This is a genomic window from Natrinema halophilum, assembly GCF_013402815.2.
GTDB classification, from domain to species: domain Archaea; phylum Halobacteriota; class Halobacteria; order Halobacteriales; family Natrialbaceae; genus Natrinema; species Natrinema halophilum.
In genome coordinates, this window is sequence record NZ_CP058601.1 from 3,284,287 (window position 1) to 3,307,919 (window position 23,633).

The window sequence follows — 23,633 nt, forward strand, 5'->3', positions numbered from 1 at the left end:
CGGTCCCCACAGACTTTTCGGACTATCGACGGTCCCCACAGACTTTTCGGACCTCCGACGATCGACTGCCGGTCCCACTGCCGGAGACCCCTTCAATCGTCGCCCTCGAGTTGCACCAGTTCGTCGACGTCCGGAATGTCGGCCGCGGCGTCGGTGATCTGTCGCATTCGGTCGGTGTGCTTGTCGACGGCGTAGGCGGCGAGTTTTCCTTCCTCGAGGCCGACGCGTTCGTCGGGGTCGTCGGGCTGGAACCGCTGGTCCTCGGTGATCCCCTGAACGAGTGGGAGGAGTTCGTCGACGGTGTCCTCGACGATTGCCGGGTCGACGCCCTCGGCGATGAGCTTCTTGAGCTGATTCATGCCGAAGCCGACGTGACGGCCTTCGTCGCTGCGGATCTTCGTGAATCCCTCGACCAGCCCCGTCAAGTGCGGAAGCTCCTCGAACTCGCCGCCGTATGACGTTTGCATCCCGTAGTAGCCGGTCTGGGCGAGGATTCCCTCGACCGTGAGGTGGTAGTGACAGTACGCTTTCGCTCGGTTCTCGGGTGTATCCGCCTCGAGCAATCGAAACTGCGCTTTTCGGTTTCGGTCGAACAGTTCGATATACGGGTCGTTGAACCAGCGCTCGTGCCGTGGGTTTGACCGTTCCCAGCCCATCTCGTCTTCGACCGTCCAGATGACTTCCCGCCAGTATCGATCGAAGAAGTCCGCGTGTTTCGCCTCTTCGTACAGCTGCGTCGTCAGGAACAACTGGTCGTCGATGTCGTCGAGTACCGCCCCGAGCGGGGCGAGGTCTTCGGTGACCGCGTCTTCGCCCGCGCCGAACTTCGCGATTCCGTTGAGCGTCCCGTACCACGATTCTCGGTCGTACTCTTCTGTACCCTCGATGTACGTCAGCAGGTTCTCGACGTCCTCCTCGAGGTCGATCTCCGCGGGGTCCCAGTGTCGTTCGACCGCGTTGCGATAGTAGCGGTTCGATCTGGACTCCCGGTCCATCATTTCCGTTGGCGTGTACTCAGTTGCCATATACCAAACACGCCGACGGAACTATTAAATGTACGGCCGATAGCGCACGAACGTTATATCCTGACAAAACGCCCGTTTCAGTCGGCCTGGACGTCGCTACTCTCCGCTATGGTCACCGGTATTTCGGTCGACGCGCTCGTGGCCCTCGAGCGAGGTCATCGTCCGATAGATTTCGACTCGGTCGGTCTTGCTGAGTCGGTACCGATAGTAACAGTATGCGACGGCGAACCAGCCGATGAGGACGACGCCGACGACGGGCCGCTGGAGGAGCGTGACGATCCAGAACGCACCGGTGACGACCGCGCCGCCGAGGACCGATACGAGGAGGCCACGGTAACGCCGAAGGCGGAAGGGAGCGTTGGCGTAATGGTCGGGAAATTCCCTCGGAAGGTTCCAGAGGCCGATCGCACAGAAGAAGTACGCGGTGAGACTGGCTAGCCCGATGAAAACGGAGAGACCGACGATTTCGTCGGCGAGGGGGACGAGCAGGAACGGTGGCACGCCGAGGACGGCGATGGCGTAGTGTGGCGTGTCGAATTGCGGATGGATTTGAGAGAGCGCAGCCGGGAGAATGCCGTCGCGACTCGCGCGCATGAGCGTCCGAGAGAAGACCAGCAACGTCGTGTTCACCGTCGTGACGACCGCAAAGATCGCTCCCGCTGCAACGACGTACTCCCCCCACCACGGGAGAAATCGCGAGGCGGCAAATGCGAGGTCCGCCTCGTTTCCCAGTTGCGTGTACGGCACGACGCCGACGAGAACTGCGATGAGCGCCACGTAAAACAGCGCCACGATGCCGATTCCCAGCCCCAGTACGAGCGGAATCGTCCGCCGGGGATCGTCGATCTCTTCACCGAGTTCGATCAGCAATCCGAAGCCGAGAAACGGATAGAACAGCGCGATAACCGCGAGACCGAACGCTCCGTAATCCGGGAAAAACGGTGCGTAATTGGCGGTGTCGACTGCGCTCGCACCTGGAACGATGAACGTCAGTAACACCCCGATGAGACCGACGAAGAAGACGAGCTGTATTTGTGCGACCAGTCTGAGTCCGAGCAGGTTGATGAGCAATACGAAGCCGAGCAAAACGTAAATGAGCAGCGTTGACGGCACGTCAAAGAAGAGACGCGTGTACTCGGCGAAACCGGTCGCCGTCACGAGTAGGGATGCCCAGGCGACGAGCGGGATGGTAAAAGGGACCAAAAACCCCCAGTAGGGGGCCGTGAGACGAGAGATATAGACGTACAAACCGCCAGCGACCGGCATTGCCGAACCCAGCAACGCGTTGTACAGTACGACGAAACTCGCCGGAATCGACGCCAGCACGATCGCCAACACGAGTGCCGGTCCGGCTGCGCCTGCCAGTGGTCCCGGCAGGACGAATATCGGCACCGAAATCGCGTTGCCGACCAGCAATGCGAGCACGCCGACGATACCGATGCTAGAGGTAAGCGTGTCCGACTCACCGCTTGCCTGTTCGCTCATTCCTTCATCGTGCGGTCAGCCCGACGGCGGCGGATTTCGAAGTCGTGAACGCGACGACCGAGAACGAATCCTGCAACACCGCAGAGAATGGGTGCGAAAACCAACAGCACTTCGACGGTCGCTATCGACAGGACGATCCCGACACCGAGTCCGAACACCAAGCCGCTCTGTGGGTACTGCGCTGCGGCCACTTCACACTCGACATCGTCCATCTCCGACGGGACGTCCCGGTATCGTCCTATTGCCATGTCATAACACACCACAGTAAATGTAAAGTATTTTTCGGAGACATGATTGCTGGTGCAACTCCCTTCAGTGATCGAACGACTACCGCAAATCGTCGGGTCGTTCAGATCAATCTGACTCGTTCGGTCTCGACTTCGGTATGACGTCGTCCGTTGCTACTGTCTCTGTGCGTTGACAAGAACTAAGCCCGACCCTGTGAAGGTTGGTATCATGACACAACAGAGTGCGACTGTCGTCGGTGGCGGTATCATGGGCACCGGTATCGCACAGGTACTGGCACGAAACGGCTACGATGTATCCGTCCGGGAACTAAACGACGAACTGGTCGGTGAAGCCCGCGAACGGCTAATCTCGGGCAATTATGGTCTCGACGATGCCGTCGAGGGCGGCTATCTTTCCGAAGACGAACGGGACGAAGTCGTCGACCGAGTGACGTTTACGACTGATCTCGCTGACGCAACCAATGGCACCGATTTCGTTATCGAAGCGGTCACCGAAGACCTCGCCGTCAAGGGACAGGTGTTCCGCAACTTAAACGACGTCACGGACGATCAGCCGCTCTATTCGAATACGAGCGGGTATTTCGGTAGCCTCGATTGCGAACGCCGTCTCCGATCCCTTGAGAGTTGCCGTCACTCACTTCTTCAACCCGGTTCCAGTCATGTCCATGGTAGAGATTGTACAGGCACCGGAGACGAGTGACGCGGTCGTCGAGCGAGCCGAAACCCTCGTCGACGAACTCGGCAAGACCAGCGTCACCGTCGACGACGATCCCGGCTCCTACGGCTTTATCGCCAACCGTTGTTACGGTGCGATGCACGAAGAGGCACAGAAACTCGTCGACGAGGGCATCGCGACCGAAGAGCAGGTCGACAAAGCCCTCGAAGAAGGATACAACCTCCCCGTTGGACCGTTCTCGCTGCGCGGTATCGGTGAAGAGTGGGAGTGAGTGAACAACGCGACCGAACGAGCGACGATCCAGGTCGAAAACCGAGTCTCTCGTTTCGCTCCGCACGATCCGGAACCCCCCGGTCCCCAGAAGCGTTTCGAGATCTGCCTCGAGGAAACCGAACGAATATCCGGTGATCGCCGGCCTGAAGCGTGGGTCAGCACGGTCTCGAGGCCCCATTCGGTCAACCGCTATCGGTCTTCGCGAGACTCGGCGTCGAGAGACCGCCAATCAAGCCACACCGGGACCCAGCGGACGACCCGGTTGCCGAGTTCGCCGGGGGACCCTTCGCGTGCGAGGGCCCGCAGACCGACGCCGAGATAAATATAACTAAACTGGTTGTTATCCGTTCTTCACTGCCTAGTTATATGTTCGTCCACGTTCCGTTTCCCCACCTCGGTCGCGGATGCCTGATCCGGATGTCAGTCCGAAACCGGCACCTCCGGCGAGCGGCCAACGGCCACTCGTGCCATCCCTGATCGCGACGGCGGAACGACGCCGGGTGGGACCGGCGGTTGGTGCGTCGGTCGTTTCCCTGTCGCCGAGCGGAAATCGACTCCTCCCCCCCTCGAACGTCCTCTCCTCGAAAGCGGCGGGACCGCCGGAACGGAACTGTCCGCTCGATCGCCTGCTCAAAACGCCCGCAACTCCTTGAGGACGGCCTGTGCACTGCCGTCTGCGATGACCTCACGAGCTCGCTCGAGGCCCTCGTCCAGCCCGTCGACGTCCTGACGGGCGTGCATCCGGAACGCGCCGTTGAGCGCGATCGCATCGGTGAAGTGGTCCTCGCGTTCGCCGGCGAGTACCTCCTCTGTGAGCGTGGCCGAATCGGCGGTTACGTCGTCGACTTCGAGATCCTCAGATTCCATCTCCATGCCGTACTCCGCGGTTTCTATCTCGTAGTCCTCGAGCTCGTCGTTTCCGTCGTCCCACTCGGCGACTTTCGTGTATCCCGGACGGATGTCATCGTATCCTTCCATTCCCTGGAAGAAAATTGCACGGGAGTACTCGAGTCGCTCGCTCTCGGTGATGGTCTCGGTCAGTTTCTTCGCGAACGCGAGGTGGTAGAACGAGCCGAGGTGGACGTCGGCGTTCGCCGGGTTCGCGATGGTTTCGACGGTGTTGACGAACGTACGGACACCCATCTCGTCGCGTCGATCGTAGAGGGCCTGGATTCCGGGATTGAACTCGGGCTGGTAGTAGAATCCGAAGCCAGTCTCGTCGACCATTTCGGCGCTCGCCTCGGGTTCGAGTTCGGTTCTAACGTCGAGTTCGTCGAGGACGTGTTTGTACGCCGTCGCTTTCTGGGTGGGAACGCGGTCTCCCGAGTGGACGACGACTGGGGTTCCCGCCGCGGCGGCGACGATGCCGGCGCCAACGCCGAGAACGGCGGAGGTGTGCTTGCCGTCGTAATTCGCTCCGCAATCGACCGGATCGCAGTCCGGATCGGCGGTGACGACCGATTCTTCGCGCATGACGTCGGTGTACGCTGCCAGCTCTTCGGGGTTGTTCCGCTTCCACCGGTTTGCCAGCCAGAACGCGCCGAGGGTAGTCTCGTCGGGCTCGCCCGCCAGAATGCGCTGGAACGCTTCTCGAGCCTGCTCGCGGGTCATATCGTCGGCCGACTTCGGGCCGGAGCCGACGACCTCGGTCATCAGCCGCTTGAGCGGCCAGTCGCCGAATTCCTGGGTTGTCTGCGCCATGTTGTCGGATGGTTGTGCCGGTTCGCGCAAAAGCTTCCCGCTTCCCGCGCCCGATTGCCTCTCGATCGATGGGGTTCGAACTGGGCGTCAGTGGAACCGGACGACTCGGTGGTTCTCCCGATGGTCGGGCAGACCCGAAAACGATACGGCCCCCTTCTCCCTAGGGCAAGCAATGAGTGGCCTGACGGCGGACTGGTACGATGCGATCGACGGTGCAGACGCGGCGCTGATCGACGGCTATCAGAGCGGTTTTCCAGTCGAAGAGCGCCCGTTCCGGCGCGTCGGTGGCGACATCGGCCTCGATGAATCCGCGACGGTCGACCGCGTTCGTGCGCTGACGGAAGCGGGAATCGTCCGTCGGTTCGGTGCCGTTCTCAACCCGCCAGTGATCGGCTCGTCGACGCTCGCCGCCGTTCAGGCCCCGACGGATCGGTTCGACGAAATCGCAATGATAGTCAACGAGTATCAGCAGGTCAACCACAACTACGCACGCGACCACGAGTGGAACATGTGGTTCGTCGTCACCGCCGGCTCGCGGGACACGCGCGACGAAATCCTTGCAGAGATCGAATCCCGGACCGGTTGTTCGGTCTTGAACCTGCCGATGGTAACCGACTACTACATCGACCTCGAGTTTCCCGTCGTCAACGGCGACCGCTTCGCACGGGAGAGTACGATCGGAACGAGCGGGGACGCGGCGCGGGACGCGTCCTCGAGACAGCGCACCGACTCGTCGGCGACCCGAATCAGCGAGACGGCGACGAGCGGTCTCTCCGCGCTCGAGGCCGAATTGCTGCTCGAGATTCAGGACGGGTTTCCGCTGTCTGCAACGCCCTATCGAGACATCGCCGAGCGCGTCGGCTTCGCCGTCGAGGACGTCCTCTCGGCTATCGAACGGCTGCTCGAGAACGGCTGTCTCAAGCGGATCGGCTGCGTGATCAACCACGTCGCCACGGGATTCGACGCCAACTGCATGGTCGTCTGGGACGTGCCGGACGACCGACTCGACGAGTGGGGCGAGCGCGCGGGTGGATTGCCGTACGTGACTCTCTGTTATCACCGGCCCCGCAGACCGGACCAGGAGTGGCCGTACAACCTGTTTACGATGATACACGGCCGCGACTCCGAGGCCGTCGACGAGAAGATAGACGAACTGGCGACCGACTACCTCCCCGTCGACCACGAACGACTGTATTCGACCGAGACGCTCAAGCAGACCGGTGCGCGCTACGACGACCTGGTCGGCGTCTAATCGATCGCTTGCGAACACTCGGCCGATGGGAACCGGTGTTCAGCCGGTCGTCGACACGTCGCTCGTCGTGCCGTGGCAACAACTCGTATGGAGAGGCACCCATCGAGGCGGGCCACCGTCTACAGTCTGTGGCCCAGACTTACCAATGGGAGACCGCTATCGACGCGAGTGTCCCTCGAGCGCCGCTGCGACGACTTCGATCGGCGTCGGCGGTTCATCTGCCGCGCCGGGACGGTTCTCGAGTTGGGTCCGACAGGAGGCGCCTGGGGCGACGACACGGTCACCATCGCTTTCGTCGACCTGATCGTAGAGAATGTCCGCGATTGCGTCGCTCATCGAGGCGTGTTCGGCTTCGTAGCCGAAGCTGCCGGCCATGCCACAGCAGCCGGAGTCGAGCGGATCGACGGCGTAGCCGGCCCGCCGGAGGATGCCGACGGCGTGGTGGTCCTTCGCGACTGATTTCTGATGACAGTGGCCGTGATACGTGAGCTGTTGCCCGACCGATGCGGGATCGAATTCGATCTCCTCGTCCAGCCTGAAGGTGTCGAGGTACTCACAGACCCCGTAGGTGGCGTTCGAGAGCGTTTTCGCCGCCTCCGATGAGAGCAGGTCGAGGTAATCGGACTGGAACATTACCGCGTCGGAGGGTTCGATGACCACCACGTCCCAGCCGTCTTCGACCCGCGGGGCCAGCGCAGTCACGTTCTCGCGGGCCGCGTCTTTCGCTTTCTCGAGGAATCCCTTCGAAAACGCCGGCCGACCAGTATCGCCGAGGTCGTCGGGGACGACGACCTGGACGCCGGCGGCTTCGAGAACGCGGACGGCCGCCTTCCCCGCGTCGGGATGGCTATAGTTGGTGTAGGTATCGGGGTAGAGGACGACCTTTCGTCTGGCCCCGTCCTCGTCGACACCGGTGCCGCTGCGCTCCGCTCGCTTTTTCGATGCGGCCGCGCCGCCTCGCTCTCGAAACCAGTCCCGGAACGTCTTCGCGTGGAACGTCGGCAGCGATCGGTCGGAATCGATGCCGACGACCACCTCGAGCAATCTCCGTGCGCCCGGCAGTCTGGGAAGCGCATTCGAGAGAGGTGCGAGCCGTGACCCGAGCCTCGAGAGCGTCGATACGTTGGCAAAGAGACGATCGCGGACGGAGGCTCCGTTGCGCTGGTGGTACTCGTGGGTCACTTCGGCTTTGAGCTTGGCCATGTCGACTTCGCTCGGACAGTCGATAGCACAGCCCTTGCAGCCGATACAGAGGTCCATGACCTCCTCAACGAACTCGTCTGCAAATGCTTCGTCGGGATCGAGATCGCCGCTCATAGCCTGGCGCAGCGCGTTCGCACGCCCGCGGGTGGCCGTTATCTCCTCTCGGCTCGCGCGGTAGGTCGGACACATCACGCCGCCCGTAGACGACTGCTCGCCCCGACAGCCGCCACAGCCGTGACAGAGTTCGACCATGCCCTGGAAGCCGTTATCGTTGTTCCATTCGAGGGCTGGTTCGAAGTCGGCCTCGAACTTGTAGTCGGGATCGAACCGAAGATGCTCCCGGAGGTCCGTCGGCTCCTCCTCGCGGAAGACGACCTGTCCGGGGTTCAGGATCCAGTCGGGATCGAATGCCGTCTTGAGATCTTGAAACGTCTTCCAGAGTTGGTCGCCGTAGAGTTTGCGGTTCCACTGTGTGCGTGCGCGCCCGTCGCCGTGTTCGCCCGAGACGGACCCGCCGAGATCGACCACGAGGTCGGTCACATCGTCCGCGATCCCGTGGATCTGCTCGAGGCCGATCTCTGTCTTCGTATTCACGAGCGGCCGAACGTGTAACACGCCGGGACCGGCGTGAGCATAGAAGCTCGCGTAGGTGTCGTGGGACTCGAGAATCTCCTCGAACGCGTCGACGAATTCAGGGAGTTTCGCCGGCGGAATCGCGGTGTCTTCGATAAAGGAGATGTGCTTTTCGTCGGTCGTCCGCGAGAGCAGGATCGGCAGCCCGGACTTTCGTAGCTTCCACAACTGGGCGCGCTCGGTCTCGTCGTAGGCCTCGAGTGCCTCGAGGGCGAGCGTCTCTGACTCGCTCACCGGGGCATCGGCGGCCGGTTCGCCCGCGGGCGTCTCCGACGGCACGCGGTCGGCGAGCAGACCGGCGACCTGTTCCTTGCCGTGGTCTGCGTCCTCGGCGTAGAACTCCACCAGGAGGACCGCATTGGTCCCGTCTGGAAGCATTTCGGTTACCGGGCCAAACTCGGCGGTATCGCGCGCGAGGTCGATCAGCACGTCGTCGAGAACCTCGACTGCGGCGGGATCGTGCTCGAGAATGGGCTCGACGTCGCGCATCGCCTCGCGGAGCGTCGGATAACAAAGAAGGGAAACCGCCTTGGTTTCGGGCACCGGCTCGAGCGAGACGGTCGCTTCGGTGACGATCGCCAGCGTTCCCTCGCTACCGGCCAGCAGTCGCGCCAGGTTGACGGTCCCAGCCTCGCCGGTTTCTTGGGTGCCCGGGAGGTCGTTCCCGCGAGCCTCCGCGACGAGTCGGTCGAGATTGTATCCCGAGACGTTACGCTTGAGATCCGGATACGTTTCCTCGATGCGATCGGCGTCATCCGACAGAATTCGATCGACTTCGGCGTAGATCCGGGCCTCGAGATTGCCGTCGGGGTCCGCTCGCTCCGCGAGTTCCTCGACCGGCACTTCTCCGAATTGCGTGACGGTGCCGTCAGCGAGGACGGCTTCGACCTCCTCAATGTACGCGTCAGTTTTGCCGTATTGGAGCGAGTGGGAACCGGTCGAGTTGTTGCCAATCGCACCACCGATGGCGCTTTTGTCTCTCCAGGCGGGATCGGGGGCGAATTTGAGGTCGTACGGCTCGAGAGCCTCGTTCAGCGTCCCGAGGATCGTCCCAGGCTGGACCGTTGCAGTACGTCCCTCCGGATCGATCTCGAGGATGTCGTTCATGTCCCGGGTGAAATCCAGCACCACGGCCCGATTGACCGTCTGGCCTGCCAGACTCGTTCCGCCGCCCCGAGGGAGGACAGGAATCTCCCGTGCGGCACAGTACTCGAGGATTCCCCCGACCTGGGCAGTCGATTCGGGGAAGGCAACTGCGATGGGGGTCATTTCGTATGCGCTCGCGTCGGTCGCGTACAGTTGGCGAGAGTAGGAGTCGCCACGGACCTCGCAGTCGACGAGTTCCTCGAGATCTGCGACCAGCGCCGGACGATCGACATCGTCGCTTCGGTAGTCGTAGTTCGCTCGCCGGTCGGCGGCTGGATCGGCGCTCGGCTCCAGAGACATACCGTTGTCTTGCTCAGGCGTGGCAAAAAGCATCCGCATTAGCGGCGATTCGGCCAAGACGATGACGGGAAGTGATCGGTCACTCGGCTTCCGGTCCACTCTGCCGGCCGCGGCGTATGCCTGTCGATTTGCACCCACCACCGCGACCGCTCTGCGTCGGATCGAGTGTCGGGCGGTGGATCTCGAGCCGCCCGACCGGCGCGTAGTCTTTCGACGCTGGGGGTGACCGAGTTCGAAAGTGGCCCCGTCGTTTTCCCACGTGCGCCCTCGGGGCCGCCGTCCGATTGCTCGGACGGTAGCTCCCCCTAGTCGGGGCATCCAAAGAAGCGCCGTGCCTAACTAGTTGGGATGTTCGAGACTGGCTGCGGGCCAGCATTCCATCTCGAATCGTCCAGCCCGGTATTCCCCGTCAGCCCCCGCAGGAGCGATTCGATCGCGACTCCCGATGTCAGGCGTCGTCGTCCCAGCGACCGCTCATGCCGACTCTTTCGCCGTCCTCCCAGACGTAATAGCCCTCGCCGCTCTTTTTCCCGAGTTTCCCCGCCTGAACCTTTCGGCGGAGGGACTGGGGCGGTTTGAACCGCTCTCCGAGCTCCTCACGAAGGTGTTCTGCGATGTGCAGACGGACGTCGAGTCCAACGTGATCGGTCAACTCGAGAGGGCCCATCGGGTGGCCGTAGCCGAGCGTCATCCCCTCGTCGATGTCCGCCGGACTGGCGATGCCCCGTTCGACCATTCGGATCGCCTCGAGGCCGAGCACGAGACCGAGCCGCGAGGTAGCGAAGCCAGCCGTATCGCGCACGACGACGTCTTCTTTTTCGATATCCCTGACGTAGTCGATCGCGAACTTCTCGGCGCGGTCGTTCGTCTGTTCGGCGACGACGACCTCGACCAGATCCATGATGTGCGGCGGATTGAAAAAGTGCAATCCGACGGCCCGCTCTGGGTACTCGAGGGCGCTGGCAATCTCCGTCACCGATAGCGAGGAGGTGTTCGAGGCGATGATCGTCTCTTCGCCCGTGGCATCTTCGACGTCGGAGAACACGTCCTTTTTTAGGTCCATGTCCTCGGGAACCGCCTCGATGACGAGGGCAGCGTCCTCGACAGCCGCCTCGAGGTCGGTCGTCCCCTCGATCCGCTCGAGGGTCGCCTCCATCTCTGCGTCGGTGAGTTTGTCCCGATCGACGCCGCCCTGGAGGTTCGTTCGGATTTCCTCGAGGCCGTTTTCGACGAACCCGGATTCGACGTCCCGTAGAACGACGTCGTGGCCGGCCATCGCGGAAACGTGTGCGATCCCGTGGCCCATACTACCCGCTCCGAGCACTGCGATTTGCATGTATGGTCTCTCCGTGGAAGCGATCAAAAGCATTCCCTTTCGAGAACCCAACATGGAGAACGCGGTACTCGAGCGAGAGGGAGATTCCCCACCGGTCTGCGAGACGGCAAAACCGAGACGAACGCCGAAGAACGGAGCTACTTTACCGCTGAAGCGCGAGCGGACGAGTACTAATGAGTGACCGCCAGCCAGTTATCGTCCAGGCAGTACGAACGCCACAGGGCAAACACGGTGGCGCGTACGCCGAGACCGGCAGCGAAGAACTCTCCGTGCCGCTCGTCGACGAAATGCTCGAACGGACCGGGCTTTCGGGCGAGGACGTCGACGACGTCCGGTGGGGGTGTGCCAAACAGGTCAACGAGCAAAGTAACAACATCGCACGAGTCATCGCCCTTTGCTCCGAACTCGGCGAAGGCGTCCCCGGAACGACCATCGACCGGCTCTGTGCCTCCTCCGCGGAAGCGATAATGAGCGCGAGCGACGCCATTCGGGCGGGCCAGCGCGAGGTCATCGTCGCGGGCGGCGTCGAGAACATGTCCCGAAACGAGCGTCGAAAGGGGATCGGCTCCTACGACGGGATCGCAGCGCAGTACGACGTGGCCGGACTCGCGATGGGCCAGACCGCCGAGACGGTCGCCGAGGAGTACGACATTTCACGCGAGGAGCAAGACGAGTACGGGGCGCGAAGCCAGCAACGCGCGGTGGAAGCGACGGAGAACGGCCGGTTCGACGACGAGATCGTCCCGATCGATACGGATGCGGACGTCATCACGGAAGACGAGGGGCTCAGACCCGGTACCACGAAAGAGAAGATAGCCGGTCTCCCGCCCGCATTCGAGGACGAGGGCACTGTCACCGCGGCGAACGCCTCGCAGATCTCCGACGGGGCTGCGGGAGTCTTGATTACGAGCAGGGAATACGCCGAGAACCGGGGTCTCGAGATACTGGCCGAGATCGAAGATCACAACGTCGCCGGCGTCGATCCCACGGTCATGGGAATCGGTCCGGTGCCCGCGGTGCGAGGAATCTGGAACCGCAACGGCCGGACGGCCGATGATTACGATCTCGTCGAACTCAACGAGGCCTTCGCTAGCCAAACGCTGTACTGTCGTGACGAACTCGGGTTCGACGACGAAATCTTCAACGTCAACGGCGGCGCCATCGCGATCGGCCACCCGCTGGGCGCGTCGGGTGCCCGTCTTCCCGTCACGCTGATCCACGAACTGCGCCGCCGGGGCGGCGGTCTCGGCCTCTCGACGATGTGCGTCGGCTACGGACAGGGCGCCGCTCTCGAACTTCGGGTCTCGGGGCAGTAGCGCAGCGAGTCACTCTCGACGTCCTGTGACTCGCAACTGCCGTCGCTCGTCGTCGGACACCTCTCTTGGTATCACAATCGACGCAAGTCACGCGGTACCACTCTGTCCGCCGTTTGCGGGATGGTTCAGTACAACGTTGCGATGAAGCCAGGAAATATCACATTCGATAGTATATATGTGATCTGAGTTGTTTGATAGAATAGTGATCTCCACTGCCGGTAGGTCGCACGATCGAACGTCGATTTCGGCTCACGTCGAAAGCCGGGTCTTTCGCCTCGCTACCGCTGTAACTACGTCGTCTGGTATGGCTGTGTTCGGTCGACCGTCTGGCCGAACCTGTCTCTCTCCAAGTGTATTGTTACCGTTTGCAACTCAAGGTCCGTCTTTCGGTGTCGGTTCGGTACGTGTAGTCCGACTGTAATCCGGGTCCGCGTAAATGCCGGATTCACGTCTCATCGCCCAAAAACGCGATCCGGGGGAGATGACCGGTCGTGGAAACATTGTAATCCGGCTGTCTATTCTTGCGTGCGGGGACGGGAGTCGGGCCCGAACTAGAGGATCTGGTCGGCGATGATGTTCTTTTGTATTTCGCTCGTCCCCTCGTAAATCTTCGTGATTCCGGCGTCGCGGTAGTAGCGCTCGGCGGGGTAGTCGGTGACGTAGCCCGAACCGCCGTGAACCTGAATCCCCTCGTCGGCGACTTCGACCGAGATTTCGGAGGCGAAGAGTTTCGCCATGCTCGAGTACTGCGCGGCGACGTCCTGATTGTTCTGTTCGACCTGGGTTGCGGCGCGATATGTCAGCGAGCGGGCGGCCTCGACCTTGGTTGCCATTTCGGCGATCTTGTGCTGGATGGCCTGAAACTCCGAGATCGGCTGGTCGAACTGCTCGCGCTGGTTGGCGTACTCGATCGCTGCATCGAGTGCGCCCTGAGCGGCACCGACGGCCTGTGCGGCGACGCTGGTGCGGCCGGAGGCGAAGAACTCCATCAGTTGGTAGAATCCCCTGTCGACTTCGCCGATGACGTTCTCCTCGGGGACGCGGACGTCGTCGATGACGACTTCGGCGAGGTCGGAGGCGCGGATACCGAGCTTGTTGGTGATCTTGTCAGTCGAGACGCCGTCGCGGTCCATCTCGACGAGGAAGGCGGTGATGCCGCGGTGACCCTCGTCGGGGCTGGTCTTTGCCATCAGGACGCCGACGTCGGCGACGGACCCGTTCGTGATCCACATCTTGTTGCCGTTTATGATGTACTCGTCGCCGTCCTTCTCGGCGACCGTCTCGATGCCGGCGACGTTCGACCCGTGAGCCGGCTCGGAGATCATCGAACAGGAGGCTGATTCGCCGTTGGCGATGCTGGGAAGCCATTCCTCTTTCATCCATTCGTCGCCGAATTCGAGGATCATGTCCGTCCCGAAGCCGGCACTGCCGACGGCGGAGCCGATCCCAGGGTCGGCACGCCAGAGTTCCTCGGTGACGATCGTCGAGGAAATCTTGTCCATTCCAGCTCCGTCGTACTCGATCGGAATGTTCGGCGCGACGAAGTCGTATTCGGCCGCTTTCTTGCGCAGTTCTTCGGGATACTCGTGTTCCCGGTCGTGTTCCTCGGCGACCGGCGTTATTTCGTTTTCGCCGAACTCACGAACGGCATCGCGAATCGCCTCGTGCTCAGCTGATAACTGGAATGCCATAACGATTGCTTGCTGTCGTCTTACAAAGTGTCTTCGGATACACTCGAATTTTGTTTTTGTTAATACGGTGCCGTACGAAACATGAAACTGGAAACGACCCTCGGATCGCACGCAAAACGGGTAGTCAAACCACGACCGGTGGTTGGAATTATTCGTCGCGCAACTCGAATTTCTGGACCTTTCCGGTCGTCGTTCGGGGGAGTTCCTGGACGAACTCGACATCGCGTGGGTGTTTGTACTCCGCGAGGTTGCTCAGGCAGTACTGCTTGATGTCTTCCGGCGTCGCTTCGGCGTCGGGCGTGGGGACGATAAAGGCCTTGACGGTCTCGCCACGGCGTTCGTCCGGAACCCCAACGACGGCGGCGTCGGCAACGTCTTCGTGTTCGAAGAGAAGTTCCTCGACTTCTCGCGGGTAGACGTTGTAGCCGCCGGTGACGATCATGTGTTTCTCGCGATCGACGACGTAGAAGAAATTGTCCTCATCCCAGTAGCCGACGTCGCCGGTGTGGAACCAGCGCTTGCCGTTTTCTTCGGTAAACGCCTCCTCGTTCGCCTCCGGCAGCCCGTAGTACCCTTTCATCACGTTCGGGCCGTGGATGACGAGTTCACCCGTGATCTCGTGGAGGTCGGCCGCTTCGGCGGTCTCACCGCCTTTGCCTCGTCGCGTCGAAGACGCGACGCTATCCACGTCGATCGGCCCTTCTTCGACGCGGGGCACTTCCTCGAACTCCTCGTCTTCGGGCGGCTCGTCGCCGCCCGAATGGTCAGCGGAACTTCGTTCCGCGCTATCGACGATCTTCGCCTCGACGCCCTCGAGTGGCTGACCGATACTACCCTTCCGACGCGACTCGTCGGTGTTGGCGTGGGTGACCGGACTCGTCTCGGTCAGGCCGTAGCCCTCGTTGAGCTGGACACCCCACAAGTCCTCGAACCGTTCGAGGACCTCGAGTGGGAGACTCGAGCCGCCGGAATTGACGAAGCGAAGTGCTTCGAACTCGTACTCCTCGGCGTCGGGCTGGTTGATCATGTCGTTGAACATTGCCGGGACGCCGAACATGATGGTAATCTCGTCGTCCTCGAGCTGGTCCATCACCGTCGGAGCGTCCCACTCGGGGACGGGGTAGTAGGTGCCCCCGCTGTACATTGCACCGTTCATCACGACGGACATGCCGTAGATGTGAAACAGCGGCAGGGTACCGATGAGCCGATCGGACGCCTGGAAGCCGCCTGGTGGGACGCTGGCGTTTGCCCGCGTCGTAAAGGCGAGGTTGTGGTGGGTCAGCAGTACCCCTTTCGGCGTGCCGGTCGTTCCCGACGTGTAGGGCTGGACGGCGATGTCGTCGTCCGCACGGTCGACGATGGCTTTGGTCCCGTCGGCGAGGAAGTCGTCGAACTCGGTTGCGCCGTCGGCGTCGGCACCGACGCTGACGACCGTTTCGACGTCAGTGTCGTTCTGTACCTCGAGGACGTTGGGGACGAGGTCAGCTAGCGCAACGACCACCGTCGCCTCGCTGTCGGCCAGCATGTGACTGATTTCGCGAGCCTTGTACTGCGGATTCATCGGAACGATGATTCCGCCGACGCGAAGGGTGCCGTAGAAGGCCGTGACGAACTGCGGGAGGTTCGGTAGGTAGATGCCGACGCGGTCACCTTCGCCGATCCCGCGGTTTTCGAGAGCCTGTGCGAACTGGCCGGTTCGCTCCCAGAACTCCTCGTAGGACAGTTCCATTCCCTCGTAGGAGAGCGCAGCCGACTCCGGGTTCGTATCGACGGTTTCGGCGACCTCTGTCACAAGATTAGTCATGCCTTGTGTGGGAGTCGTCTGAGTTCCACAAAAGGATTGTCACTCGCGAAGCCCATTTATTCAGGTTGTTCGACCGGTCGGGATAGAGTGTGTGAAGGAGGCAGGCAAAACACGAGCGAGTTCGTTACGATGGGTGACGTCACACCTGAAAAGAGAGGGTCCTCACCCGAGTTTACGGGTATATCGAACGAAGGGGCCGATCGGTGGCCGAGTACCAGTCTCTGCTTCAGGTGGTCGACGTGACCTCGTTCGGCGACTGCCCGAGATAGGACAGGCCGAGACCACCGAGTGCGAGGACTGCTGCGGCTACCTGAGCCATCGATGCGACATTAGTTCCGAGTACGAAGCTCGCCGCGGGTGCGTACATTGCCGTAAACGAAAGGACGAGGTAGCCGACCCGTTGGGGGAGGCCGAGCACGTTCCAGCCGTCGTAGCCGATAGTGACGGCCGTCAGTGCGATGACGCCGACGAACACGGCGAACGTGTCGATCGGCGTAGCCGTCAGCGACCAGTTCACGAGGCTGTCGTTGGCGACCAGGGCGAACGGGATGAGAAATCCGGCCGCACCGATGCGCAGTGCCTGCTTCGCGGAGGTCATGAACCCGCTATTAGCGATACGTGACCCAACGGCCACGGCCACCGCGACGGGCGGCGTAATAGCCGACAGCATCGCGAAGTAGAACACGAACAGGTGGGCCGTGATTTCGGCGACGCCGAGATCCTGCAGCGGCGCTGTCAGCAGCGTCGCAACGAGGATGTAAGCGGCCGGCGTCGGCATTCCCAGCCCGAATAGGATGCTCGTGATCATCGCAAGCAGGAGGACGACGAGCAACACGCCTCCACCCAGCGACACCATTCGGACGCTGATCTCGGAAGTGAGGCCGGTCTGCGTGAACATGGAGATGATGACCCCCATCGCCGCGAGGACGCCCACGAGCGGCGCCATGTCGATCGCTCCCTGCTTGAAACCCGTAAGAGTCGTGTATCCGGTCCGCAGGAGCGTCTGAAACGCTTCGCCGGAGTAGCTCGCCGGTTGCTCGCCGGCGGATTCGGCGGTCGGTCCTCGGATCTGGTCGTCGAGGAGGATCAGCTGGTCGCGAACGAACATCGTTCCCACGAGCGTCACGACGGTGTAAAGCCCCGCGGACATCGGCGAAAGTCGCATGATGACCAGCGTATACAGCAGGACCGCCATCGGAATCCCGAAGTGTGCACCGTCGAAGAAATTGCGAACGGCACCGAGGAAGTCGCTCCCGACGCTTTCTTCTCCACCGGTGCTCACGATCGCCTGTAATAAGCGAGCGAAGACGAGCACTAAACCTGTTACAGTTGCAGCAACGAGGAGCCCCTGACTGCGGGCGAGGTAGAAAGACCCCACGGTGAGCGCGAAGTACCCCACCGTCAGCATCGTCTCTGTCCGAAACAGCGAGCCGAGGATACCTGCCTCGTTGACCCGTTCGGTGGTCCAACCGTACCGAAGAACGGCGAACTGGACGGCTATCCCGGCGCTGAAATAAAACAGGATGGCCGGAATGAGGGCTGCCTGTATGATGCGGACGTACGAGACGCCGATGATGTCGGCCATCAAGAAGGCTGCCACGCCCATGACAGGGGGCATGATCTGCCCGCCTGAGGAGGCGACGCTCTCGATGGCTGCCGCGTAATCTTCGCGGACCCCCTGCCGTTTCATCATCGGGATGGTAAAGGAACCGGTCGTTGCGGTGTTGGCCGCCGCACTTCCGGTGATCGAGCCCATCGCCATGCTGGAAATTACGGCGATGTGGACGACGCCACTTCTGAGGTTGTTACCGAGTTTCTCGCCAAGCCCGAGGATGAAGTCCAGAGCACCGTACGCGCGAGCGAGCCCGGCGAACATGATGAAGACGGCGACCCAGGTCGCACCGACTTCCATGATGAAACTGAACGCACCGGAGATTCGCATCGCGCCGAAGGTCACGATGTCTGTCAGCGAAAAGCCCGGATGGGAAAGAAAGCCGGGCATCGATTCACCGTACAGTGCGTACAACACCGACGCCAGCGCAACCATCGAGATGGACCATCCGTATGCACGCCGGGTCGCGTCGATGGTTACCGCGATCACGATGAGGCCGACGTAGAGGTCCGTCGTAGTGAAGCCGAAAACGATGGCGTCCTGCGACAACCGGATGTAGTGGTCGAAGGCATAGTACCCGGTGACCAGCCCCGCGACGGCAGAGACGAGACAAAGGACGGCATCGAATCGCCGAAACAGACCGAACTGCCGGTCGCTCATCCACCCCGTCAGACGGGTTCGGGCGCTCTCGTTCGTCGGGCCCTCGACCAGTGCGAGCGCCTGGGAGAGGTAATAGAGGCAGACGCCCACGCCGAAGAACAGGACCGCGAACTTGGTCCGAACGATGGGGCGCACGTAGGCGAAGTAGAGCGTTCCAGTGGTCAACGCGATACCGATACCGGTGATGGCGGCGATCAGTAGCTGTTCGACGGGCTGCCGTTGCCGAAACTCGGCGAGCGCTTCCCTGGGTTGTGGTACGTCGGAATTTGTCGAAGTTTCGCTCATGGTGTGGTGGAACGGTGGGTGGATGTGATCGGTGGACTCTGTGCCGTCCGTGGGGCGCTTCGCTTCACTCGCCGATTTCGTACTCGTCGTTCCAGACCCCCTTATCCTTGTAAAACTCTGCAGCCGCGGGGTGGAACGGCAGGGTGGTGTAGCTGTTCTTCGTCCAGTGTTCACCCTCCGTCATCGGTCCGAGAAGCGCGTTACTCTCGCCCAGCCCCTCGCGTTGTTCCCACAGCGTGTTGAGGAACGACTTGAGAGTTTCCCCGCTAAAGTCGTCACGCACGACGAAGTTGTACGACAACCCGGGCGTGTTCAGCGTGTCAGGTGCGTATCCGTAGTTGTCGAACGCGGTCGTGTCGACCGAGTTCACGATGATAGCGGGATCCTGTTCGAGTTCCGAGACGGTGTCGTCGGGCCACTGCAACAAGCGCAGATCGACCGTCCCCTTCATCTGCTGGAGCCACCCGGGTTCGACGCTGCCGTTGATGAACGTTCCTGCGCCAGCGTCGAGGCGGCCCTCGCTCATAGCGCCGCCTTGGCTACCGTAGTCGATGCTGATGCGCTCGTAGTCTTCCGTGACGAAACCGAGTGCGTACTCGAGCATTTCGGCAGTCCCTGACCCACTCGGGGTCGGCGAGATGCGGTCGCCGGAGCCGATGTCGGAGACGCTCGTCCAGCCGTCGTTTGCGGTACAGAGGAACCACGCGAGGTCGTACAGGTGGAACACCTGGTACGGCGTGTAGTCGAGGTTTCCGAAGGGGTCTTCCCCGTTTGCGACCTTGCTCGCCGTCCAGTTCTGGATGTACGAGATATCCGACTCGTCGCGCTGGAGGCGACCGATGTTGGCGTTGGTTCCCTCGCTCGGTCGGGCCTGAACCGTGAGATCGGAGTTCTGAGAGACGGCGTTCGCGATGACCTGGCTCATGGAATACGCCGAGGTCGTCTCCGTCGAGGTGGTCATGATCATTTCGCCGTCCGCTCCGGGTACCGAACCGTTGCCGGAATCGCCGGAGGTACCGGAATTATCGAAACAGCCAGCCAGTGATGTGAGTCCAACTGCTCCAACGGTACCTTTCAGGAATGTACGCCGGCGGCTACCGGCGCTGTCAAGGCCTCTAGGCATAGAACCTTAATTGAGATTAATGACTAATAAACCCTTTGCTATTGAGGACAATTGCGCCGATGCTCGAAATCAGCATCAGTCGGGTTTTAGGGTCTCTTACTGTCATTTTGCGCAATGAATTAGCCCGCGCATCATCCGACTTTAATCGGTGGTATAAGTGTAATCTTGTAGCGAGCGAGACGACCACGTGTCGAGTTGCCAGCGGGGCTCCGTGATCGAAGGCGTCACCGAGCCTTTCTCGAACCGTAGCCACCCGCCGTACTGATGGGTTTCCGTTCGGACGAGATTCGATCGTTGCCCAGGAAACCCACTCGACGAGACCAGCCCCATCGGTTGGAAACGATCCGTCGTTTCCCCCTCGTGTCCGTTGAGAGGCTAATCCGTATCGCAATACCTATTGTACCATTTGCATAGGCCTAGGTATGCTGGATTTCGTTCAACTCGAAGATGACTTGGACCAGGAAGAGCAAATGATCCGGGACACTGCCCGGGAATTCGTCGAGGAACACGTCAAACCCGACATCGGTGACCACTTCGAGAACGGTACGTTTCCGAAAGAACTCATCCCCAAGATGGGCGAGCTCGGTTTCTACGCACCAAATCTCGAGGGGTACGGTTCGCCAAACGTCTCGGAGACGGCGTATGGAATCCTGATGCAGGAACTCGAGGCGGGGGATTCGGGTTTGCGCTCGATGGCGTCGGTCCAGGGCGCGCTCGTCATGTACCCCATTCATGCGTACGGGAGCGAGGAACAGAAAGAGGAGTGGCTGCCGGCGATGGGTAAGGGCGAGGCGATCGGCTGCTTTGGACTGACGGAACCCGAACACGGCTCGAATCCGTCGGCAATGGAGACCCAGGCTGAACGCGACGGCGATGGCTACGTTTTGAACGGTTCGAAGACGTGGATCACGAACTCGCCGATCGCGGACGTCGCCATCGTCTGGGCACGCGACCGTTCGGACGACGGCAATCCGGTCCGCGGATTCCTGGTCGAGACCGACCGAGACGGCGTCACGACCAACAAGATCACCGAGAAGCTCTCGTTGCGCGCCTCGATTACGGGCGAAATCGGCCTCAACGACGTTTACGTCCCCGAAGAGAACGTCTTACCGGGCGTCTCGGGCATGAAGGGGCCGCTGTCCTGTCTTACCCAGGCTCGCTATGGGATCGCCTGGGGCGCGATCGGCGCTGCCCGCGATTGTTTCGAAGAGGCGCGTCAGTACGCACAGGACCGAGACCAGTTCGGCGGTCCGATCGGCCGATTTCAGCTCCAACAGCGAAAGCTGGCGGAGATGGGAACGCAGATCACGCTTGCGCAATTACTGGCCTACCGTCTCGCCGAACTCAAAGAGCGCGGCGACATGCGCCCCCAGCACATCTCGATGGCGAAGCGCAACAACGTCCGGATCGCCCGAAACCAGGCCCGTATCGCACGCGAGATGCTCGGCGGCAACGGAATCACGACCGACTATTCGCCGATGCGTCACATGGCCAACCTCGAGACGGTCTACACGTACGAGGGCACCCACGACATCCATACGCTCGTACTGGGTGAGGAGTTTACCGGCATCTCCGCCTATCAGTAGCAACTCGTTCATACTGACGTAGCGCTTCGATTTTTCACCCGTATTCTCCGCCGGTCTCTCCTGATTTCTGTTCGCTGCACCGGGTCCGAATTTGAGTCGGCCCGACCATCGAGTAAGACTTTCGTTTCAGTCTCCGGAACGTTGATTACGCTGTGCGGATAGGACCTGATATGACCACGGAACAGGGTGATACTGAGGCCGACAGTATCGGCGTGTCGACGACGAGGAAGACGTTTGCCCTCCTCGAGGCGCTCAAGGAGACAGAGGGTGTCACGATCGCAGATCTTACGCAGCGAACGGATCTCCCAAAGAGTACCGTTTATCGACACTTGCAGACGCTTACCGAAGTCGGGTACGTGATCGAACGCGACGGGCGGTACTACGTCGGGTTTCGGTTCGTCGAACTGGGTGAACAAGCCCGATCCCGGAGGATGGGATACACGGCGGCCAAACGAGCGGTGTTCGAACTCGGCCAGGAAACCGACGAACTGGCGGTCTTCGTCGTGGAGGAGGATAACGAGGCCGTCTACGTCCACCGATACGGAAGCTTGTCGAACACGATGATCGGTCAGCGACGGCCGCTTCACTCGATGGCGTCCGGAAAGGTCATTCTCGCGGAGTGGGACGACGAGTCGGTACACGAGTACGTCCGCGACGTCGGTCTCGAGGCGTTGTCGCCGAATACGATCACGGATTCGGATGCGCTGTTCGACGAACTCGAGAGCATCCGCGAGCAGGGGTATGCGGTGAACGATCAGGAACTCATGGATGGCCTTCGCGGAGTCGCCGTTCCCGTCTACACGCCCGACGGCGACTTTCTCGGGGGGCTTGCTGCTTTCGGGCCGACCAGCCGGCTTACCGATGCCCACGTTCACGATGACCTTCTCACCCGACTTCGGGACAAAGCAGGTGAGATCAAGGTAACGCTCGCGTACAGCTAACAGTACCCGCTGTACGCATTCACGACCGGAACGAATTCTGTCGGACGCCCGTTCTTGATCGAACTATCGGATCGAATGGTTTTGATCGGCAGTTCACCATCCGAAACTCGGCGGCGTAGATCGATATCACCGGTCGTATGTACGGACCGCTTTCCAGTCGACGGAACCTGTTCTTCGAATGTCGAATTCGTGTCAGAAGCCCCACCTGGCGTCGTTTCCTCGAGATTGGTTTCACCGTAGCACCCCATCCGAACAATCAACCGATCAATTCGCGAGTTCGATTTCGGACCGAACGCGTTCTATCCAGAGAAACGATTCCGTCTGGTGACGAAAGCCCGTCACACATCTTCGTCGGCTGACAGGCCCTTTACCGGTGCGTCGCTAATTGGACACCGTCACCGCACCATTCCCAACTGACGCAGGGGAATTAGACACGAAAAGTTCCCTCCCTCGGGTTGGTACCTTTCGAAATCCATAACAATCGTACTACTGTCATGGACCGAATGAAATGAGTATTCCGTCTCCATCGAAACGAGAGTATGCAAAAATATATACTTATCTTGTGTTCTGATAGCAAGGGAGTCCTGGTGATTTTTTATTTTGTCGTTCTCAGTGTACGGTCGTCCATATCGTGTCCGGCCACCCCAGTCGTGAGAAATACGATACCGCAACCGTCTTGGTCGACGCTCCTCGGTGGTTAGACCCTACGAATAGAGCGAATGGGACCAGTCGATACCGCTCGAGAAGTTCGGTACTCGACGATATCACCTGCCGTCTTTCGGCGAGGGCTCGTTCGCTGGAAGGAAGATAGCCGCTCGAATCAGCGCAAAAGAGTGCAGACAGCGCGTCACCAGTAATCATCTAGAACTCTGTATCGACATATTACGTCTCTCGAACGCAATTAAAGAAACCCTGTTACGTCATCGATCCATTCAAGCATCTGAAACATCTCGCCTCCGCCTGTGTAACTGAAGTCGCTCCGAACTCGAATCCGGAGATAGTGGTGGACGGTGATGCTCCTCGAAATGCTCCTCCCAATTCAGCCGCCGTCGTCACACTTCGGCCGAAGTCCGCTGGCAGAGACTACTTCCGTTCCGCTTCCGTTTTCAAACCCGCCGGCGTCAGCTCAGTTCCGGATATCGGTTCCGCCGAAACAGGTGCCGTCGGCGAACTCGGAGAGTACGGTCGGCGTCCGCTATCCAAAGACAGCATCTACCGGATTCAGGAAGAGGATGCCTGCACTTCCTCGCGAGACGGCTTTCTGCGATGTGACACTAATTATCACAGTTCACAACGGGGGGACTCGAATTCCCCCTATAGTACTATTATATGTGGAC

16 protein-coding genes are annotated in these 23,633 nt (G+C 60.8%); 6 read left to right on the forward strand and 10 right to left on the reverse strand.

Annotated features, from left to right (window positions below; all coding sequences use genetic code 11):
- Nucleotides 1–92: 92 nt before the first annotated feature.
- From HYG82_RS36540 to HYG82_RS36550, 3 genes are all read right to left on the reverse strand, one after another.
- Nucleotides 93–1,025: a ferritin family protein gene (locus HYG82_RS36540; protein ID WP_179262427.1), complete on the reverse strand. Its 933-nt coding sequence runs from the start codon at nucleotides 1,023–1,025 to the stop codon at nucleotides 93–95.
- A gap of 96 nt (nucleotides 1,026–1,121) precedes the next feature.
- Nucleotides 1,122–2,510: an APC family permease gene (locus HYG82_RS36545; RefSeq protein WP_179262429.1), complete on the reverse strand. Its 1,389-nt coding sequence runs from the start codon at nucleotides 2,508–2,510 to the stop codon at nucleotides 1,122–1,124.
- Nucleotides 2,507–2,758, reverse strand: a complete 252-nt coding sequence (locus tag HYG82_RS36550; RefSeq protein WP_179262431.1) for a hypothetical protein — start codon at nucleotides 2,756–2,758, stop codon at nucleotides 2,507–2,509. Before HYG82_RS36550 ends, HYG82_RS36545 begins: the two co-directional genes overlap by 4 nt.
- Before the next feature lie 208 nt (nucleotides 2,759–2,966).
- Between HYG82_RS36550 and HYG82_RS36555 the strand changes: the two genes are divergently transcribed.
- Nucleotides 2,967–3,458 (forward strand): 3-hydroxyacyl-CoA dehydrogenase NAD-binding domain-containing protein, encoded by a 492-nt coding sequence (locus tag HYG82_RS36555; protein WP_284145000.1) that lies wholly within the window; start codon nucleotides 2,967–2,969, stop codon nucleotides 3,456–3,458.
- Nucleotides 3,376–3,705 carry a 3-hydroxyacyl-CoA dehydrogenase family protein gene (locus HYG82_RS44345; RefSeq protein WP_284145001.1) on the forward strand — a complete coding sequence of 110 codons (330 nt, stop codon included), beginning with the start codon at nucleotides 3,376–3,378 and terminating at the stop codon, nucleotides 3,703–3,705. Before HYG82_RS36555 ends, HYG82_RS44345 begins: the two co-directional genes overlap by 83 nt.
- Before the next feature lie 632 nt (nucleotides 3,706–4,337).
- On the opposite strand, the gene HYG82_RS36565 is transcribed toward HYG82_RS44345, so the two are convergent.
- Nucleotides 4,338–5,408 carry an anthranilate phosphoribosyltransferase gene (locus HYG82_RS36565; protein WP_179262434.1) on the reverse strand — a complete coding sequence of 357 codons (1,071 nt, stop codon included), beginning with the start codon at nucleotides 5,406–5,408 and terminating at the stop codon, nucleotides 4,338–4,340.
- Between the two features lie 172 nt (nucleotides 5,409–5,580).
- Between HYG82_RS36565 and ahbB the strand changes: the two genes are divergently transcribed.
- Entirely contained in the window at nucleotides 5,581–6,660 is a 1,080-nt protein-coding gene (ahbB, locus tag HYG82_RS36570) for a siroheme decarboxylase subunit beta (RefSeq protein ID WP_179262436.1), read from the forward strand.
- Nucleotides 6,661–6,816: 156 nt separating this feature from the next.
- On the opposite strand, the gene HYG82_RS36575 is transcribed toward ahbB, so the two are convergent.
- Together HYG82_RS36575 and HYG82_RS36580 are read right to left on the reverse strand one after the other, a co-directional pair.
- A complete protein-coding gene (locus HYG82_RS36575; RefSeq protein ID WP_179262437.1) occupies nucleotides 6,817–9,942 on the reverse strand; it encodes an FAD-binding and (Fe-S)-binding domain-containing protein in 3,126 nt (1,041 codons plus the stop codon).
- Between the two features lie 448 nt (nucleotides 9,943–10,390).
- Nucleotides 10,391–11,278 (reverse strand): 3-hydroxyacyl-CoA dehydrogenase family protein, encoded by an 888-nt coding sequence (locus tag HYG82_RS36580; protein WP_179262439.1) that lies wholly within the window; start codon nucleotides 11,276–11,278, stop codon nucleotides 10,391–10,393.
- A 173-nt stretch (nucleotides 11,279–11,451) separates the two neighbouring features.
- Here HYG82_RS36580 and HYG82_RS36585 point away from each other — a divergent pair, with 173 nt between their 5' ends.
- The gene (locus HYG82_RS36585) at nucleotides 11,452–12,594 is read left to right on the forward strand and encodes a thiolase family protein (RefSeq protein WP_179262441.1); all 1,143 of its coding nucleotides are present in this window, start codon (nucleotides 11,452–11,454) and stop codon (nucleotides 12,592–12,594) included.
- 551 nt (nucleotides 12,595–13,145) lie between these two features.
- Here HYG82_RS36585 and HYG82_RS36590 read toward each other — a convergent pair.
- The 4 genes from HYG82_RS36590 to HYG82_RS36605 all read right to left on the reverse strand — a co-directional run bounded on the left by HYG82_RS36590 (nucleotide 13,146) and on the right by HYG82_RS36605 (nucleotide 19,769).
- Nucleotides 13,146–14,285, reverse strand: a complete 1,140-nt coding sequence (locus HYG82_RS36590) for an acyl-CoA dehydrogenase family protein (protein ID WP_179262443.1) — start codon at nucleotides 14,283–14,285, stop codon at nucleotides 13,146–13,148.
- A 148-nt stretch (nucleotides 14,286–14,433) separates the two neighbouring features.
- Nucleotides 14,434–16,089 (reverse strand): long-chain-fatty-acid--CoA ligase, encoded by a 1,656-nt coding sequence (locus tag HYG82_RS36595; protein WP_179262445.1) that lies wholly within the window; start codon nucleotides 16,087–16,089, stop codon nucleotides 14,434–14,436.
- 226 nt (nucleotides 16,090–16,315) lie between these two features.
- Entirely contained in the window at nucleotides 16,316–18,646 is a 2,331-nt protein-coding gene (locus HYG82_RS36600) for a TRAP transporter permease (RefSeq protein WP_179262447.1), read from the reverse strand.
- A 64-nt stretch (nucleotides 18,647–18,710) separates the two neighbouring features.
- A complete protein-coding gene (locus HYG82_RS36605; RefSeq protein ID WP_179262449.1) occupies nucleotides 18,711–19,769 on the reverse strand; it encodes a TAXI family TRAP transporter solute-binding subunit in 1,059 nt (352 codons plus the stop codon).
- Between the two features lie 422 nt (nucleotides 19,770–20,191).
- Here HYG82_RS36605 and HYG82_RS36610 point away from each other — a divergent pair, with 422 nt between their 5' ends.
- Both HYG82_RS36610 and HYG82_RS36615 read left to right on the forward strand, forming a co-directional pair.
- Complete coding sequence (locus tag HYG82_RS36610; RefSeq protein WP_179262451.1) at nucleotides 20,192–21,355, forward strand: acyl-CoA dehydrogenase family protein; 1,164 nt, start codon at nucleotides 20,192–20,194, stop codon at nucleotides 21,353–21,355.
- A gap of 170 nt (nucleotides 21,356–21,525) precedes the next feature.
- A complete protein-coding gene (locus HYG82_RS36615; RefSeq protein ID WP_179262453.1) occupies nucleotides 21,526–22,296 on the forward strand; it encodes an IclR family transcriptional regulator in 771 nt (256 codons plus the stop codon).
- Nucleotides 22,297–23,633: the final 1,337 nt, after the last annotated feature.